General features: G+C 72.0%; 16 protein-coding genes. 2 read left to right on the top strand and 14 right to left on the bottom strand.

The genetic code is table 11. The features are described 5' to 3' along the window. Nucleotides 1-23 precede the first annotated feature (23 nt). From AB8735_RS23655 to AB8735_RS23615, 9 genes are all read right to left on the bottom strand, one after another. A complete protein-coding gene (locus AB8735_RS23655; RefSeq protein ID WP_372411903.1) occupies nt 24-644 on the bottom strand; it encodes a pilus assembly protein TadG-related protein in 621 nt (206 codons plus the stop codon). Next, entirely contained in the window at nt 641-811 is a 171-nt protein-coding gene (locus AB8735_RS23650) for a hypothetical protein (protein WP_372411902.1), read from the bottom strand. Before AB8735_RS23650 ends, AB8735_RS23655 begins: the two co-directional genes overlap by 4 nt. A 317-nt stretch (nt 812-1,128) precedes the next feature. Further along, entirely contained in the window at nt 1,129-2,016 is an 888-nt protein-coding gene (locus tag AB8735_RS23645; RefSeq protein ID WP_372409199.1) for a DUF5936 domain-containing protein, read from the bottom strand. Between the two features lie 13 nt (nt 2,017-2,029). Then, a complete protein-coding gene (locus AB8735_RS23640; RefSeq protein ID WP_372409198.1) occupies nt 2,030-2,965 on the bottom strand; it encodes a type II secretion system F family protein in 936 nt (311 codons plus the stop codon). A 15-nt stretch (nt 2,966-2,980) separates the two neighbouring features. Next, on the bottom strand, nt 2,981-4,372 hold the full coding sequence (locus tag AB8735_RS23635) for a CpaF family protein (protein ID WP_372409197.1): 1,392 nt from the start codon (nt 4,370-4,372) through the stop codon (nt 2,981-2,983). Next, nucleotides 4,369-4,917 carry a TadE/TadG family type IV pilus assembly protein gene (locus tag AB8735_RS23630; RefSeq protein WP_372409195.1) on the bottom strand — a complete coding sequence of 183 codons (549 nt, stop codon included), beginning with the start codon at nt 4,915-4,917 and terminating at the stop codon, nt 4,369-4,371. Before AB8735_RS23630 ends, AB8735_RS23635 begins: the two co-directional genes overlap by 4 nt. A 21-nt stretch (nt 4,918-4,938) precedes the next feature. After that, nucleotides 4,939-6,558, bottom strand: a complete 1,620-nt coding sequence (locus AB8735_RS23625; RefSeq protein WP_372409193.1) for a P-loop NTPase — start codon at nt 6,556-6,558, stop codon at nt 4,939-4,941. A gap of 10 nt (nt 6,559-6,568) precedes the next feature. After that, the gene (cpaB, locus tag AB8735_RS23620; RefSeq protein ID WP_372409190.1) at nt 6,569-7,333 is read right to left on the bottom strand and encodes a Flp pilus assembly protein CpaB; all 765 of its coding nucleotides are present in this window, start codon (nt 7,331-7,333) and stop codon (nt 6,569-6,571) included. 246 nt (nt 7,334-7,579) lie between these two features. Then, nucleotides 7,580-8,413: a hypothetical protein gene (locus tag AB8735_RS23615; RefSeq protein WP_372409187.1), complete on the bottom strand. Its 834-nt coding sequence runs from the start codon at nt 8,411-8,413 to the stop codon at nt 7,580-7,582. Between the two features lie 281 nt (nt 8,414-8,694). On the opposite strand from AB8735_RS23615, the gene AB8735_RS23610 reads away from it, so the two are divergent. Then, nucleotides 8,695-10,386, top strand: a complete 1,692-nt coding sequence (locus AB8735_RS23610) for a chitinase (protein ID WP_372409185.1) — start codon at nt 8,695-8,697, stop codon at nt 10,384-10,386. A 54-nt stretch (nt 10,387-10,440) separates the two neighbouring features. Here the strand turns inward: AB8735_RS23610 and AB8735_RS23605 are convergent, their stop codons facing one another. Further along, nucleotides 10,441-11,295: a serine protease gene (locus AB8735_RS23605; protein ID WP_372409183.1), complete on the bottom strand. Its 855-nt coding sequence runs from the start codon at nt 11,293-11,295 to the stop codon at nt 10,441-10,443. A gap of 212 nt (nt 11,296-11,507) precedes the next feature. Here AB8735_RS23605 and AB8735_RS23600 point away from each other — a divergent pair, with 212 nt between their 5' ends. Then, the gene (locus AB8735_RS23600; RefSeq protein ID WP_372409182.1) at nt 11,508-12,818 is read left to right on the top strand and encodes a M14 family metallopeptidase; all 1,311 of its coding nucleotides are present in this window, start codon (nt 11,508-11,510) and stop codon (nt 12,816-12,818) included. A gap of 452 nt (nt 12,819-13,270) precedes the next feature. On the opposite strand, the gene tgmC is transcribed toward AB8735_RS23600, so the two are convergent. The 4 genes from tgmC to AB8735_RS23580 form a co-directional block, all read right to left on the bottom strand. Continuing rightward, nucleotides 13,271-14,455, bottom strand: coding sequence for an ATP-grasp peptide maturase system methyltransferase (gene tgmC, locus AB8735_RS23595; protein ID WP_372409180.1), 1,185 nt, complete (start codon nt 14,453-14,455; stop codon nt 13,271-13,273). Then, entirely contained in the window at nt 14,452-15,411 is a 960-nt protein-coding gene (tgmB, locus tag AB8735_RS23590; protein WP_372409179.1) for an ATP-grasp ribosomal peptide maturase, read from the bottom strand. Before tgmB ends, tgmC begins: the two co-directional genes overlap by 4 nt. Further along, on the bottom strand, nt 15,411-15,659 hold the full coding sequence (gene tgmA, locus AB8735_RS23585) for a putative ATP-grasp-modified RiPP (protein ID WP_372409177.1): 249 nt from the start codon (nt 15,657-15,659) through the stop codon (nt 15,411-15,413). Before tgmA ends, tgmB begins: the two co-directional genes overlap by 1 nt. Before the next feature lie 64 nt (nt 15,660-15,723). Next, nucleotides 15,724-15,948, bottom strand: a complete 225-nt coding sequence (locus AB8735_RS23580; RefSeq protein ID WP_372409175.1) for a hypothetical protein — start codon at nt 15,946-15,948, stop codon at nt 15,724-15,726. Nucleotides 15,949-16,050 lie beyond the last annotated feature (102 nt).

The raw sequence follows: 16,050 nt of genomic DNA, 5'->3' as shown, positions 1-16,050 counted from the left end.
GTTCGCATTCCTTCGCTCGTCGGTCACTGGTCGGTGGCGGCAAGTCGGACGGCGAACAGGTCCTTCGCGTCGAGGAGCGGGTCCGGGTGGCCGGGGTCGACCGTCAACTCCCGCCCGTCGTCGCACTCCAGGAGGAACGGTCCGGCGTGCGGGACGTCCCCCGGCCCCGGGCGGCAGCGCGGCTCCAGCACGGCCCGTGCCGTGGCCCGCGCGTGGACGTCCTCCGTGCCGGGGACGACCGACGTGCCGACGGCCTTGCGCGTCCGCGCCGTCACCTCGAACGAGGTCGCCGGGCCGGGGCCCGCGGTGATCCTGCACCGTTCGTCGTCGGCGTCGTTGCTCCCCGCGAGCCGGGCCGCCTCGGAGCAGGCCGCCCGTGGCGGGTCCCCGAGGCCGGTGAGCCAGCGGCGTCCCGCGTCGGCGGTGCCGAGGTCGCGGAGGAAGCCGGCGAACACCTCGTCCCGGTAGCTCTGCGCCGCCGCGAGGGCCGACGCGTCCGCCGCCGACCGCGCGCCGTTCCTCGCCGCCCCGGCCATGCCCACGGCGAAGACCGCGAGGGCGACGAACAGCAGGCCCGCGACGGCCACGACGTAGACCGGGAACGCCTGTCCCGCGTCCCGCGCCCCGGGTGCGCGCGGGGTCAGGTGATCTTGTGGATCTGGTCCATGATCGCCTTGGCGATCACCGTTCCGAAGTCCGTCGTCGTCAGCACCAGCACGATCGCCACCACCACCGCGATGATGCCCAGGTACTCGACCGAGGTCTGCCCCCGGTCGTCCCAGAAGGCTCGGTTCCGGAAACGCTGCGCCATCCTCTTCCCCTCCGCGGGCGGCCGGTCGGTTGCGGCTCTGCGGGTGGATCCGCGTCAGCGCACGGTCACTCACCGCACCACTCACCGCACGGGAAACGTACGCCCAAACGGCAGGCGCGGAACAGTGCGCACGCCCCAGCTTTCCCCCGTCGCACGGAAGTTGGAATATCGCGCCGAACATCCGGCACCTCACACACCGCACCTCCGTCCGGACGGGGAGCCGCTTCCAGGCGTCGACGACTGTCCCACAACTGATTGCAGAAGCGAAGGGTCTTCACACAACTCGCGCTTCCCCGCTCCTCCTTGCAGGCGCCGCCTCACCTCCCCGTCACCGTCCCGAAGTCCACCCCGGAGCCGAGGAAGAACCCCGCCACCATCAGCGCCAGCGTCCCCGGCACCATGAACGTCGTGATGATCACGGTCGCCTTGGGCACCGCCCGCGCCGCCCGCCGCCGCGCGTGCTGCGCGTCCGTGCGCCGCATGTCGTCGGCGAGGTCCATGAGCGTGTCGACGATGGGCGAGCCGAGCTCCTCGCCCTGCTGCAGGGCGGAGACGAACTGGGCGACCTGCTCGGACTCGTTGCGCCGGCGCAGGCCGTCGAACGCCTCGCGGCGGCTGACGCCCATGTCCATCTGGCGCAGGGCGATGCGCAGTTCGTCCGCCCACGGGCCCTCGTAGCGCTCCGCGACCCGGTCGAGCGCCTGCCGGAAGCTCAGCCCGGCGCTCACCACGACGGCGAGCACGTCCAGGAAGTCGGGGAGCGTGCGCTCGATCGCCACGCGCCGCTCGCGGACGGCGGCCCAGATGCCGACCTCGATCCAGAACAGCCCGAAGGCGACGAGCAGGGCGGCCACCAGCCACTGCCCCTTCGCCACCATGACCAGCGCGCCGCCGAAGCCGAGCGCCCCGTAGACCGCCCGGCGGGCCGCATAGCGGTCCACGGTCAGGCCGCCGGGGTTGCCCGCGCGGTCGATGCGGGTACGGATCCGCGCGACGCGCCGCTCGCCCATGAGGCGGAGGACGAGCGGGGCCCCGCGCATGCCGAGCCGGTCGACGGCGGAGCCGACGGCCGAGGTGCGGGTGGCCCCGACCTCCAGGGCGACCGCCAGGTCCGGCGGCAGCCTGGCCCCGCCCCGGCACAGGGCGACGCCGTAGCAGACCCCGGCCACCGAGGCGGCGGCCAGCAGGGCGAGCAGCAGTCCCACGGCGGAGAACCTCCTAGACGTCGATGCGCGACATGCGCCGGATCAGGAAGAAGCCGATGCCGTAGAGCACGAACGCACCGACCACGGCGAGCTGTCCGGCCACCGTCCCCGTCATCCGGTCGATCGAGCCGGGGGCGATGCGGTCCATGAGGAAGAGGGTGCCGATCCCCATCAGCGGGACGACGTACGCTGTGGCGGTCACCTGGGACAGCTGGGTGCGGACCTCGCGCCGCGTCTCCTTGCGCTCCTCCAGCGTCTCGGTGAGGTTCCGCAGCGAGCGCACGACGGAGCCGCCGGCCCGGTTGGACAGCACCAAGGTCGTGACGAGGACGACGAGTTCGCGGGAGGGAAGGCGCTCGGCGAGCTCGCCGAGGGCGTCGTCGACGGAGTGGCCGACGGCGAGCCGGTCGGCGACCGCGGCCAGTTCCTCGCCCGCCGGGGCGTCCATCTCCTCGGCGGCCATGCCGAGCGCGGTGCGCAGGGCGAGTCCGGCCTGGGTGGCGTTGGCGAGGATGCGGGAGAGCTCGGGGAGCTGGTTGATGAACTTCTCGATGCGCTTGCGGCGTTGCCGGGCGAGGAAGGCGGAGGCGGCCCAGACGGTGACGACCGCGGCGATCGGCCCGAAGAACGGCGCGAGGGCGAGGGCCGCCACCAGCCACAGGACGGCCGCCGCGGCGAGCGTCCGGAGAGTGAAGTCGCCCGGGGTGACGGCGAGTCCGGTCGAGGCGATGCGCCGCTCCAGGCGGCGGCCGAACCAGGTGGCCCGCAGCCGGCGGTCGAAGCGGGCGAACGGCCGGGGGCGGGGGCCGGTGGCGTCCGGGGTGCCCGCCAGCCGGTCCACCAGGGCGGCGTGCTGCTGCCGCCCGGCCAGCCAGGTGCGTACGCCGGCGACGGCCAGCGCGCCGGCCAGAAGGGTGGCGCCGAGGGTCAGGAGTGCGGTGCTGTCCATGGTCCGGTTGCCTCGCTACGTCGGCCGGTTGCGCGGATGTCCAAGGGGCTGTCCGGGGGCGGCGTGCCGGCCCGCGGCCCGTCCGGCCGGTGGTGCGGCGACGCCGAACGCCTGGGGCACCGGTTCGTTCGCCAGGCGCAGCCTCTCCACGGCGCGGTCCGGGAGGGGGAGATGGGCGAACGAGCCGCGCACGACGCGGTCGGGGCCCATGGGCAGGGCGTCGAAGCGGACGGCGGCGACGAGCCGGTACTCCGCGCCGTGGGCCACGTCGTCGCCCGGGTCCAGCAGGGCCACCTCCGTGATCCGCCGCGAGCCGTCCGGCCCCCGGGTGAGCTGGACGACGCAGTCCACCGCGCTGTCGATCTGGTCGCGCAGGGCCTCGTAGGGGATCTTGACCTCGGACATGGACGCGAGGGTGCGCATGCGCATCAGGGCGTCCTCGGCCGAGTTGGCGTGGACGGTGGCGAGCGAGCCGTCGTGGCCGGTGGACATGGCCTGGAGCATGTCGAGGGTCTCGCCGCCGCGGACCTCGCCGACGATGATGCGGTCGGGGCGCATACGCAGGGAGTTGCGCACCAGGTCGCGGATGGTGATGCGGCCCTTGCCCTCGACGTTGGGCGGGCGGGCCTCCAGCCGGATCACATGCCCCTGCTGGAGCTGGAGTTCGGCCGCGTCCTCCACGGTGATGATCCGCTCGCCCTCGGGGATCAGCCCGGAGAGGGCGTTGAGGAGCGTGGTCTTCCCGGAGCCGGTGGGACCGGAGATCACGATGTTGAACTTGGCGCGGACGAGGGCGGCGAGGAGCGTCAACGTCGGCTCGTCGAGCGTGCCCATGCCGATGAGTTCGCGCAGGGTGTAGACGCGGGGGAAGCGGCGGATGGTGAGGGTGGCGCCGTTGAGGGCGAGGGGCGGGATGATGACGTTGACGCGTTCGCCGCTGGGGAGGCGGGCGTCGACCATGGGGTGGGACTCGTCCACCCGGCGGTTGACCGTCGAGACGATGCGCTCGATGGTCTGCATCAGCTGCTCGTGGGAGGCGAAGCGGACGGGGACGGCCTCGACCCGGCCGGCCCGTTCGACGAAGACCTGGTCGGGGCCGTTGACCATGATCTCGGTGACGGTCGGGTCCTCCAGCAGGGGTTCGAGGATGCCGAGCCCGAGGGCCTCGTCGACGACCCGGCGGACGAGCCGGTCGCGTTCGGCCGTCGACAGGACGGGCCCCTCGCGGCTGATGATGTGCCCGAGGACGCGCTCCAGCCGGCCCCGGCGCTCGGCGGCGGCGAGCGCGGACATCTCGGCGAGGTCGATCTCCTCCAGGAGCTTGGCCCGGTAGACGGGGACGAGGTGGTCGGCCTCCCGCCCGGCGGCGGGCGCGTCGGGGGCGACGATGCGGGCGCGCAGGCTCATCGTGCGCCCCCTGGTGCGGGAACGGGCGCGGTTGCGGGCGCGGGCGCGGGCGCGGGGCAGCGCATCGTGGCGTGCCGGGTCACATGGAAGTCCGTCCCCGGGACGAGGCCCGGGACGCTGACGCCGACCGTCGCGGTGACCTCGTCGCGGCCCGCGCACGAGGGCGCGTCCGTGGTGTCCGCGCGGTCGGCGACCCAGCCCGTCATGGCCTCGCGGGCCGCGTCCGCGGGCGTGGTGCGGGGCTCGTCGAGGGTGGCCGTCCGGGCCGCGGCGCGGGCGCCGGTCCCGGCCTGCTGCGCGGCGAAGGCAGCGAGGCCGAGCTGGACGGCGACCAGGGCGACGAGCAGGAGGAGCGGGACGAAGCCGATGAACTCGACGGCGGCGGAGCCGCGTTCCTGTTCGGGGGGAGGGATTTGCCCCTGTCCCGCCCTTTCGCCGTTTCCGCAGCAGCACGCTGCGCGCGCTGTCCTGAATCGCCGGACGGGCTGAATCAGCCAACGGTGAAATGGGGGCGCCCCATCTGGGGGCGGGACAGGGGCAACCACTCTCCCGAAACTCACCACCCCTCAGTCCTCCCGCGCCACGCCGGCCGTCCCCGCCACCGGCCATGGCCAGTCGACCGCGTTCGGCACCAGCACGGGCACCTTCAGCCGGACGCCCGCCCGGTAGACCCCGCCGGCGTTCCCGCAGTCGACCGCACCGGTCCGCCAGGCGTCCGGCAGGTCGGCGCGCGCGGCGGCCGCGCAGTCGCGGCCGACGGCCCCGGCCCGGGCGCCGGTGTCGGCGGCGTGGCCCGCGAGCGAGTAGGTGTAGCCGACGAGGACGCACTGCCAGACCACGGCCAGCGCCACCAGGATCATCGGGACGATCCCGGTGAACTCGACGGCGATCTGCCCCCGGTCGCCCCCGATCCTCCGCCGCAGCCTGCTGAACGGCGAGGCGACGGGCCTCAGTTGATCGGCGCCCGTACCACCCCCGTCCCCTCCCCCCGGCCCGAGCGCCCGGCGGCCCGGCCCTCCGGTCAGCCCCAGCTCGGCCGCCAGCGTCCACAGCGCCTGCCGGACCCCGGACCTGGCGTCGAGGTCCTGCATCCGCCCGGCGTCCACGGCCGCGCGCAGCTCCTTGTAGGCGGCGGGGACGGTCGTCCGGGCGGTCGTCGTCCCGGTGGTGCGGGCCACGAGGGGCGGCTGAACCTCGGCGGTGCGGGTGTGACGGTTCACGACGGTCATGGTGTCCTCCGCCTTGCGGATCTGGAGCCGGTCCCAGAGCCGGACCATGCGCTTGGCGGCCCGTACGGACACCACGTCGGGCGTGGTGACCAGCAGGGCCAGGTCGGCCGTCTCGATGACGGCCGCCCCCGCGGCGGTGATCTGCGTGCCGCAGTCGACCACCACGAGCTCGTAACGGCGGCGCAGGGCGCCGGTGATCTGCCGGGCGGCCAGGTCGCCGACCTCCTCCCCGCGCTCGCCCTCGGCCGGGGCGAGCAGCAGGCCGAGGCCCGTCGGGTGCGGGAAGACCGCGTCCTGGAGGACCCGGGGCGAGATGTCGGTGATGCCCGCGAGGTCGGCGACCGAGCGCCGGAACTGCACGTCCAGGTAGGACGCGACGTCCCCGGACTGGAGGTCGAGGTCGGCGAGGGCGACGTCGCGCCCGGCGGCCCGTGCGGCCAGGGCCAGTTGGACGGCCGTGACGGTCGTCCCGACGCCGCCCTTCGCCCCGACGACGGCGACGAGCCGGCCGCCGCCCGCGCCGCCCGTCGGCGCGTCCGCGGGGCCCAGATGGCGGCGGACCCCGTCGGCCCAGTGGGCGGCGGCCCGGACGCGGGCGCCGAGTTCGTCGTAGGAGAGCGGCAGCGCGGCCAGGCCCCGGGCGCCGCAGTCCATGGCGGCGGCGTAGAGCGCGGGCCCGGCGTCGGCGGAGAGCAGGACGACGCCGGTGGCCGGGAAGCGCAGGGCGACCTCCCGGACGAGTTCGAGCGCGGGCAGCGGCCCGAGGTGCTCGTGGACGAGGACGACCTCGGGCAGTCCGGCGACGGAGGAGGCGCCCAGGACGGCGAGGGCGTCGAGGAGCCCGGCGGAGTCGCCCACGGTGCGCAGCGGTTCGACGCCGGGCAGCTGGGCGAGGAGCCCCTCGACGGCGTGGGCCGCCTCGGGGTCGGCGACGGCGGGGAGGATGCGGATCGTCATGGCCGGGCCCCTATTTGTCGCCGTCGAGGGTGTAGGTCCGGTCGGAGCCGCTGACGCCGGGGTCGCCGCCGGGGGCGACGAGCGCCAGCCGGACGTGGGTGGCGAACGACTCGGCGTAGGCGACGCGTTGGGCGTCCTTGGTGTCCAGTGCGAAGGTGATGGGCACGGCCTCGCCGACCGGCCGGACGCTCCCGCTCCGCCGGCTCTGACCCTGGCCGTCCTGGCTCTGACGGTCGAGCGGGGTGAGCCGGCCGACCTCGATGACCTGGGCGCCGCTGACGATCACCTTGGAGACGGGCGGGGTGCTCTGCTCCTTCCCGTCCTTTCCCGCAGCGGCCGCGGTCCGTCCGTCGAAAGTGGCGTAGATGTTCACCTTCGCCCCCGGGGTGATCTTCCCGGCCACCCCCGTCGCGGCGTCGATCATGATGGCGATCTCCTGCTGCCCGGCGGCGAGCGCGGGCCGTTCGACGATCATGTCGCTCTGCAGCAGCGACCCCTTGCGCAGCGGTGTCACGGCGATCTTGCCGCGCACCCCGGCGAGATCGGTGACGGCGGTGGGCGGCAGCCACCGTCTGGGCATCGGAGCCCTCTCGAACGCGCCCTCGTCCAGGGCCCGGTAGGCGGGAACGTCCTCGCGCAGCCGGTAGGCGGTGACCTCGGGGCTTGCTTTGGACTCGGCGTCGTCGACGACGGCGAGGACCCCGGCGGCGGCGCCGACGGCGCACAGGACCGACAAGAGCAGCAGGACGATCCCGCGACGCTGGCGTGAGTTCATGGGGCGGCGACCTCGCTGGGACGGATCGGGTGCGCTGGGACGAGTCGGGGACGGGGGACGGGCCGGGGACGGGGGACGGGCCGGGGACGGGGGACGGGGTGGGGATCGGGGTCGGGGTGGGGATCGGGGTCGGGGGTCAGCGGACCGGCGGGCGGCGGGCCGGGGCCCCGGGACCGGCCGGACCTCGGGGGCCGGGCAGCAGCCGGATCCGAGGACCGGCCGGCCCCGGGGCCCGCCGCGGGGCGCTCACGCGGCGGCCGCCGCCACCGGCGCGGAGCAGAACCCGCAGCGGTCGCCGATGAGTTCCAGCCCGCACCAGCGGCACTCCTCGCGCCGTACGGACGCGATGAGCTGGTAGAGGACGGACGGGTCGGGGATCGCCGCGGCGAACTCGACGGCGCGGGGGGTGCCCCACCAGCGCGCGGAGCCCTCGGGCAGCGGGGAGATCTCCTGAACACCCTGGACCTGCCAGGCGGGGGCGAGGGTGTCGGTGACCCAGTCGCTCTCCCGCCGCGGCCCGGCGCGGGCGACGGTCATCCGGGTCGGGTACGCGGGCCCCGGGATCTCCGCCCCACCGGGGCGGACGAGTTGGGGCACGGGATTGACGAGGACCCCGAAGCGGACGCCGGGGAGCAGGGAGGCGACATGCGGACCGAGGCCGACGGGCATCCGGTCGAGCCGGGCGACGCTGGCGAGTTCGGCGCCGGCGTAGATGTAGTGGGCGAGCAGCCGGGCCGCCGAGGCGAGGATGCCGGGCCCGAGGTCGGAGAGGGACAACTGGCGTAACTGGCGGGCCAGTACGCCGACGGCGAGCGGGGGCAGCCCGACGGGCAGCAGGGCGATCCGTTCGCTCTCCAGCAGCGCGCGCACCGCGTGCAGCCGGTGGACGTACGGCGCGGGCAGCGCGTCCGGGTAGAGGACGACGAGGTGGCCGCACTGGTCGAGCAGCAGGCCCGCCTGCGTGACGGCGGTCTCCAACGGCTGCTCCCCGGGCGGGCGGAACACGGCGGCGGTCGGGGCCGGGCCGTCGGGCGCGGGCAGCACCAGATCGCCACTGGTGACCGCTATCGCAATCGGCACGTCGGATTCCCCGTTCACTCCGGCCGTCCGGTGCCCCGGTGGCCGTGGACCGTCACTGCTCGGCGCCTCCGCCTCCGCACTGTATCCGCGAACCTCCGCACTGTATCCACGAATGGAGCGGCTGAGAACAGTTCCTTGGGTGCCCGCCCCGGCCGCGTGGGTCGCGAACCCTTGACGAATGGATTGGTCTGGACCATCCTCACGCTCCAGACGGTGGCCACCGCCTTCCCCTGCGATACCCCCCACTCACCCTTTCAACTCGCCCCCCACCGGAGGCAGTAGTGCATCGGCCATGTCCCCGTACCACCAGACGCTCCGCCGCCAGCGCTCTCGCCGCGCTCGCCCTCACCGCCGGCGGCATAGCCGCCGCGTCCCCCACCCACGCCGCGGATCCCAACCTCGTCCGCAACGCCGGCTTCGAGAACGGCCTCTCCCCCTGGACCTGTTCGGCGGACAGCGGCACCGTCACTGCCTCCCCCGTCCACAGCGGTACGGCCGCCCTGCGCGCCACGCCCGCCGGGCAGGACACCGCCCGCTGCTCCCAGACGGTCGCCGTCAAGCCCAACTCGGCCTACCAGATCAGCGCCTGGGTCCAGGGCTCGTACGTCTACCTGGGCGCGAGCGGGACCGGCACCACGGACGTCTCGACGTGGAGCCCCGGCACCGGCTCCGACTGGAAACAGCTGACCACGTCCTTCACCACCGGCGCGACCACCACGTCCGTCACCGTCTACACCCACGGCTGGTACGGACAAGGGGCCTACTCCGCCGACGACTTCACCCTGACCGGGCCCGGCGGCGATCCGACCGACCCCGGCGACCCGGTGCCCGCCGCGCCCGGCGGGCTCGCGGCCGGGCGGGCCACGTCCTCGTCCGTCGCCCTGTCCTGGACCCCGGTCACCGGCGCCACCGGCTACCGCGTCTACCAGGACGGCACCCGGGTCCAGGAGGTCGCGGGAGCGTCCGCCACGGTCACCGGGCTGGCCCCGTCCACGAGTTACCGCTTCCAGGTGACGGCCGTCAACGCAGCGGGCGAGTCACCCCGTTCGGCAGAGATCACCGCCACCACGACAGCGGGCGGCGGCGGACCGGCCGTACCGAAGCACGCCGTGACGGGCTACTGGCAGAACTTCGACAACGGCGCGACGGTCCAGACGATCGGCGACGTGTCCGACCAGTACGACATCATCGCCGTGGCCTTCGCCGACGCCACCACCACACCCGGCGCGATCTCCTTCACCCTCGACCCGGCGCTGAAGTACGACGAGGCGCGCTTCAAGGCGGACATCGCCGCCAAGCACGCCGCGGGCAAGTCGGTCGTCCTCTCGGTCGGCGGCGAGCGGGGCACGATCAGCGTCAACGACACGGCGTCCGCGAACAACTTCGCCGACAGCGCCTGGTCCCTGATGCAGAAGTACGGATTCGACGGCGTCGACATCGACCTGGAGAACGGGATCAACCCGACGTATATGACGCAGGCCCTGCGCGCACTGTCCGCGAAGGCCGGCAGCAGACTGGTGATCACCATGGCGCCGCAGACGATCGACATGCAGTCGACGTCGGCCGGTTACTTCAGGACGGCGCTCAACATCAAGGACATCCTGACCGTCGTCAACACCCAGTTCTACAACAGCGGTTCCATGAACGGCTGCGACGGCAAGGTGTACTCCCAGGGCACGGTGGACTTCCTCACCGCTCTGGCCTGCATCCAGCTGGAGGGCGGCCTCGACCCGGGGCAGGTCGGCCTGGGCCTGCCCGCCTCGACGCGCGGCGCGGGCAGCGGCTATGTGCCCCCGTCGGTGATCAACAACGCCCTGGACTGCCTCGCCAAGGGGACGGGCTGCGGCACGTTCAAGCCCGCGAGGACCTACCCCGGCGTCCGGGGCGCGATGACCTGGTCCACCAACTGGGACGCGAGCAGCGGCAACGCGTGGTCGTCGGCGGTGGGACCGCACGTGCACGGACTGCCGTAGCTTCCGCAACGGGATGGGGCCCGCCGGACAGGGCGGGCCCCTCCTTCGGTACCCCTACGGCTTCGGCAGGGCACACCCATCCAGGCTCAGATCGACCCTGTTCCCCTTGGTGATGCACTTGGCGATGCCGTACGTCTGCTCGGCGTAGTTGATGCCCTTGCGGACGGTGACGTTGCCGTTCTCGTCCACCTCGCACGGGTTGTTCTCCGTGCAGCGCTCGCCGTTCTCGTTGCCGGTGTTGTTGACGGCGACCACCTTGCCGGTGTTCACGTCGACGACCGGGGAGCCGGACGTCCCGCCGATGGTGTTGCAGGACGGCGTGTAGCGCAGCGAGTCCTTCCAGACCCAGTCGCCCTCGTGGAGCTCGTGGACGAAGCCGTCCACGTTGCACGAGTAGATCTTCTTCCAGTACCCGGAGACGACCTTGATGGCCGTACCGGCGGCGGGCCGGTCCGTGGACAGGTTGAGGGCGTCGATCCGGTAGTTCTTCTTGATCTGCGCGTATGTGCTGTTGAGCTGGTACAGCGTGACGTCGGTGTCGGTCATCGTGGCGTACGCGACCTTGCTGGCGCGCAGCGTACCGGCCTTGCCCGCGGTCGAGTTGAGCAGGCTGAACGTACGGGACGAGGGCTGGTCCACGACCACGTCGCCGGGGCCGGGCATCCCGGTCTCCAGGCAGTGGCCGTTGGTGAGCACCAGCGCCGGGTCGTTGTCGGCCGAGCTGGGCAGCCGTATCAGCGAGCCGGAGCAGTTGCTGAGGGCGACGGTGCCGGCGAAGTCGACGGCCTTGGCGGTCGACTTGGCGGGTGCGGGGGCCGGGGCCGGGGCGGACGGAGCGGCGACGGCCGTCGCGGTACCAGCTCCGGTGAGCAGCAGCGTGGCGAGCGCGCCGACGAGAGGTCGTCTCATGGGGGGTGGTCCTCTCCGAACGGTATTTGTCATGCGCATTGTTGATACGGATGGGGCCGAACGCAATCGATCAGACGCATGAGGCGGTCAACTTGCCGGAAGTTGGCCGGAATCCCCCGCACCGGTCGCGTTGACCCGCTCATGCCATCCTCTCGACACTGAGGGTGCCCAACCCCCCACCCGTCGCACCATCGGACCCCTCAGGAGACCGCATGCGACCGCGCTCCCCCGGCGGCCGGGCAGCCGCCGCCCTCGCCGTCCTGCTCTCCCTGGCCCTGGCCGCCCCCGCCACCGCACGCGACGACCGCCGCCCCCACGCGTACGAGGTCGACGGCCTGCGCACGGCGGCCCAGCGCACCGCCGTCGCCGCCACGGGCGCGTCGGTCGACGCCGTCCACGGCAACACGGCGGACATCACGGCCAGTTCCGACCAGGCCGACCGCATACGTGCCCTGGGCCTCCGCGTCGTCCCGCTCCCCGGCCCGCCGGACCGCTCGGGCGGCCACACGCCGAGACCGCACACATTCCCCGCACAGGACGCCAAGTACCACACCTACGCCGAGGCCATGGCCGAGATCGACACGGACATAGCCGCCCACCCCACCTTCATGAGCAAACAGGTCATAGGCAAGAGCTACGAAGGCCGCGACATCATCGCCGTCAAGGTCACCTCGGGCACGAACCCCGACCCCGACTCGGCCAAACCCGAGGTCCTCTTCACCCACCACCAGCACGCGCGCGAGCACTTGACGGTGGAGATGGCGCTGTACCTGCTCAAGGAGCTCGGCAACGGCTACGGCACCGACCCCCGCATCACCAAGATGGTCGACAACCGCGTCATCTGGATCGTCCCCGATGTCAACCCCGACGGTGGCGAATACGACATCGCGACGGGGACGTACCGCAGCTGGCGCAAGAACCGCCAGCCCAACTCCGGCTCCTCCAACGTCGGCACGGACCTCAACCGCAACTGGGACTACAAGTGGGCCTGCTGCGGCGGCTCCTCCGGCAGCACCGGCTCCGAGACGTACCGCGGCCCCGCCGCCGAATCCGCCCCCGAGGTGAAGGCCGTCTCCGACTTCGTCCGCTCCCGGAAGGTGGACGGCACCCAGCGCATCAAGGCCGCCATCGACTTCCACACCTACAGCGAACTGGTCATGTGGCCGTTCGGCTGGACGTACGACGAGACGGCGCCCGGCATGACCCGGGACGACTACGACGCGTTCGCCACGGTCGGCAAGTCCATGGCCGCCAGCAACGGTTACACCCCCGAGCAGGACAGCCGGCTCTACATCACCGACGGCGCGATCGACGACTGGCTCTGGGGCGACCAGAAGATCTTCGCCTACACCTTCGAGATGTACCCGAGCAGCGCGGCGGACGGCGGCTTCTACCCGCCGGCCTCGGTCATCGACCGCGAGACGGCGCGCAACCGGGACGCGGTGCTCCAACTCCTGGAGAACGCGGACTGCATGTACCGCTCCATCGGGAAGGAGCAGCAGTACTGCTCACCGGCGCACTGACCCGTGCAGCGGGTTGCGGGGGCGGGGCTCCCTCCCGCCCCCGTGGCCCCAGGACGCTCCCGCACGGGCACGGACGCCACGGCCCGCCGCCGTTCCGTCCGCCCCGCCGCGTCCCGGGACCCCGCTTCCGTTCGCGCGGAAGCGGGGACTCTCCCGGTGGGACCGGGACTTAGCCGATGAACCAGTCGGCGAAGTCGCTGAAGAGGTCGATGAGGGCGTTGAGCATGACGTAATCCTTCTTTCTCGTTGACCACCGGCCGAGCACGGGGGCGGCGGTGCCGTGCCGGGGCCCTGGACAGCCCCGGCACGGTCGACCGCCCACCCGGCGGTGCGGCGCCCGGTGGGTTCTGGTGACGGGTTGATCGTGTCCGCCCGGGCGGGTCCCGGACATCCGCGAAAGCCCGCAAGATCTGTGCGGAGTGCCCGCAGACGCGGGGCCGGTGACCGCAGAGCTACGCGATCCGGTGTTCCCATCGCAGAGCCGGCTCGTCCCCGATCCAGTAGGTGTGCGTCCGGTCGGTCACCCGAACGCGTACGGAGTCGATATCGGGCTGCCCGGCGTCCTCCCAGACGGACAGGACCCGTTCGACGGCGTCCCAGAGGGCGACCGGGCCGCCCTGGCGGACCGTCCAACCGCCCCCGTCGCGAACGAGCGCCGCGAACGACTCGCGTTCGACGTCGAAGAGATATACGGCTCGCTCGCCGTCTTCCGCGACGGTGCAGGTGAGTTGGGCTCCAGGAACGGCGAGCTGAGCCAGGAATGCTGGCATCCACCCCTCCAGCAACTGCGGAGCGACCACGGCCCGGCGCTCGGTGTCGGCATAGGCCGCACGGGCCGACAGGTCTCCGGCCGGCGGAACCACCGCCTGGGAACGAGCGGGCATGAACGAGGACCGGCCGATGATCCGCCCCTCCGCAGTGCCGTCGTCCTTCACAGCGACCTTGGCCAGACCGGTCCCGTACGCCCAGGAGCCCATCGTTGCGAGGACGATCCCGCCGGGCCTGGTCTGGCGGATCCATGTGTAGGGAATGCGGCGGACCGCGCAGGTCGCAATGACCCGGTCGTAGGGAGCCCGGCGCGGATGCCCGAGCAGGCCGTCCCCGGTGACCGTCCAGGTCGAGTACCCCGCGTTCTCCAGCGCGGCGTCCGCCCGGGCGGCGACCTGGGGGTCCACCTCAACGCTGGTGACGTTGTCCTCGCCGAGCCGATGGCAGAGGAGCGCGGTCGAGTACCCCGTGCCCGTCCCGATCTCCAGCACGGACTGGCCGTCGGCGACCTCCAGTTCCTCGATCATGCCGATTACGGTCGCCGGGACCGTGGACGACGAGGTCGGAAAGCCCCGGACTGGCCCGTCGGCCTGGTCGGCCGTGAGGTGGTTGTCGAGCTGGGTGACGAGCGACTGATCGCTGTAGGCGATCTCCGCCCACTCCTTGGGGTCGGTTCCGGCCTCCGTGACGGGCGTCCATCGACCATCCTCGGCAGGCAGGAAGACACCCAGTCGCAGGAATAGCTCCCGGGGGACGGCCTCGACTGCCGCCCGCCATCTAGGGGTTACGAGATGTCCGCCGATGGCCAGGCGGTCGGCGAGGGCACGGCGCTCGGCGGCGGTGTCCGTACCCGTATCGGACTGGGTCATGACCCTCCTCGCATCAGCAACTCGGCAAAGGCCGCGGCCAGCTTCAGACCCGTCTGATCCTCCAGCCAACCCCATTGACCGTTCGGATTCAGCTCAAGCCAGTGGAACTCCCCCTCACGATCGACGCACAGGTCGAAGCTGCCCGAGGCCAGGCGGAAATGCTCCAGGTAGGCGATGAGCGTCTTCTCCAGCCGGGACGGCAGGTCCACCACGCTGTAGGACAGCACGTCGTAATCCGTACGCCAGTCCAGCAGATCGGAGTCGATCCGGATCGCGAACACTTTTCCGCCGACGACCACTACGCGCAGATCCGCAACCTTGTTCACGCGCGCCTGGAACAAGTGCGGCACGACCGTGATGCTCTCGTCCAGTTCACCTTCGGTCACTGGCTCGGTCCATGTCGTCAGTCCGACCGCACCCTGCCGGTAGGGCGTCCAGCGCAGTACCTTGTGGACCACTTCGCCATGAGCAGCGATGAACGCCCTTACTGCATCAAGGTCGTTGGCGATGAGCGTGGGCGGCACGTTCAGTCCCATCCGCTGGGCCACGGCGAGCTGAAGCGGCTTGTACTCGGCTTCGAAGTTTCGCAGTGGATGGTTGACGTGCAGGCAGTCATGCAGCGCGTACAGAACACCGCCGAGCCCGTGGCGAACCTGGGCGGCGGCGAACCGTGCGTCGGGCTCGTCGAGGTGCTCGAAGGCGGGCCAGGTCGGCCGCCTCCAGTACACCGAACGGATTTCCGCGAGGTCCGCCGTCCTTGAGGGGGTACGGACCGGTCCGGCCGGCGTGCCCGGGTGAGCACCGAACCGGGCAGATATCGCCAAGCGTTGGCCGATGTCACCGGGGTTGAATCTGATCACCGACACGTTGCGCTGGTTGAGTTCGGCGATGACCAGATCGGCTGTCTGATCGTCCGTTTCGGCGGCCACCACCACCGGTCCTCGGTCCACGGCCATCAGTCCTGTTCACTGTCCTGGTCGTGGTCGGTATCGTTGCGGCTGTCCAGGTTGGTGCTCTGCGGCTGGGTCTCGGTGCCCTTGCTGGATCCGTGCTTACCCATCTCCATCACATGGCCCGCGCCATCGCGGTACACGCCGGTCTGGGTTTCCGGGTCGATGGTGACGGTGGCGAACGGCTGCTGGTGTGTGGCCGGATAGGGACGCATGCGGCTGATGCCCCAGGGACGGACAGTGGTCTCCTGCATGGGGAACCTCCCGTGTCGTGTTGGACAGAACGTCCTACTGGTTCCAGATCGGGCGTTGGCTCTGCTAGGCCTTCACCCGTCGTGCCGACTCGGCGCGCACCAAGGCGTTCGCCAGCTTCTGCGCCGTGGGCAGGGGAACCGTGCCCAGGTAGACGTACGGCTCACCCGCGAGGGAGGCTCGCCCGGTCAACTGGGGCCAGGAGTCCCGGTCGCCCACGGTGATGCCCACGGCTTTGAGTACCTGCCCAAGCATGAAGGCCGCGTCGTCGGCCTTCCGCTTCCCTGCCATGAATGCGTCTGCTTGCTGCGCTGCTGCTTCTGTGTCCGGAGTCATGAGGGGACGCTACGGATCGGCAGGCAGCAACAGCCAGGAAGTTGCGCATAATTGCGC

Origin of the sequence: Streptomyces luteireticuli (genome assembly GCF_041519305.1) — a bacterium.
Taxonomy (GTDB): Bacteria; Actinomycetota; Actinomycetes; order Streptomycetales; family Streptomycetaceae; genus Streptomyces; species Streptomyces luteireticuli.
Note: the sequence above shows the minus strand (reverse complement) of the source record. Positions and strands in the feature narration are given on the sequence as shown.

Excerpts from the sequence above, each read along its gene's own strand:
- tgmB (WP_372409179.1), bottom strand. The coding sequence starts at position 15,411 with ATGGCCGTGGACCGAGGACCGGTGGTGGTGGCCGCCGAAACGGACGAT.
- tgmA (WP_372409177.1), bottom strand. The coding sequence starts at position 15,659 with ATGCAGGAGACCACTGTCCGTCCCTGGGGCATCAGCCGCATGCGTCCC.
- AB8735_RS23580 (WP_372409175.1), bottom strand. The coding sequence starts at position 15,948 with ATGGCAGGGAAGCGGAAGGCCGACGACGCGGCCTTCATGCTTGGGCAG.
- AB8735_RS23635 (WP_372409197.1), bottom strand. The coding sequence starts at position 4,372 with ATGAGCCTGCGCGCCCGCATCGTCGCCCCCGACGCGCCCGCCGCCGGG.
- AB8735_RS23625 (WP_372409193.1), bottom strand. The coding sequence starts at position 6,558 with ATGACGATCCGCATCCTCCCCGCCGTCGCCGACCCCGAGGCGGCCCAC.
- AB8735_RS23650 (WP_372411902.1), bottom strand. The coding sequence starts at position 811 with ATGGCGCAGCGTTTCCGGAACCGAGCCTTCTGGGACGACCGGGGGCAG.
- cpaB (WP_372409190.1), bottom strand. The coding sequence starts at position 7,333 with ATGAACTCACGCCAGCGTCGCGGGATCGTCCTGCTGCTCTTGTCGGTC.
- AB8735_RS23605 (WP_372409183.1), bottom strand. The coding sequence starts at position 11,295 with ATGAGACGACCTCTCGTCGGCGCGCTCGCCACGCTGCTGCTCACCGGA.
- tgmC (WP_372409180.1), bottom strand. The coding sequence starts at position 14,455 with ATGACCCAGTCCGATACGGGTACGGACACCGCCGCCGAGCGCCGTGCC.
- AB8735_RS23640 (WP_372409198.1), bottom strand. The coding sequence starts at position 2,965 with ATGGACAGCACCGCACTCCTGACCCTCGGCGCCACCCTTCTGGCCGGC.
- AB8735_RS23600 (WP_372409182.1), top strand. The coding sequence starts at position 11,508 with ATGCGACCGCGCTCCCCCGGCGGCCGGGCAGCCGCCGCCCTCGCCGTC.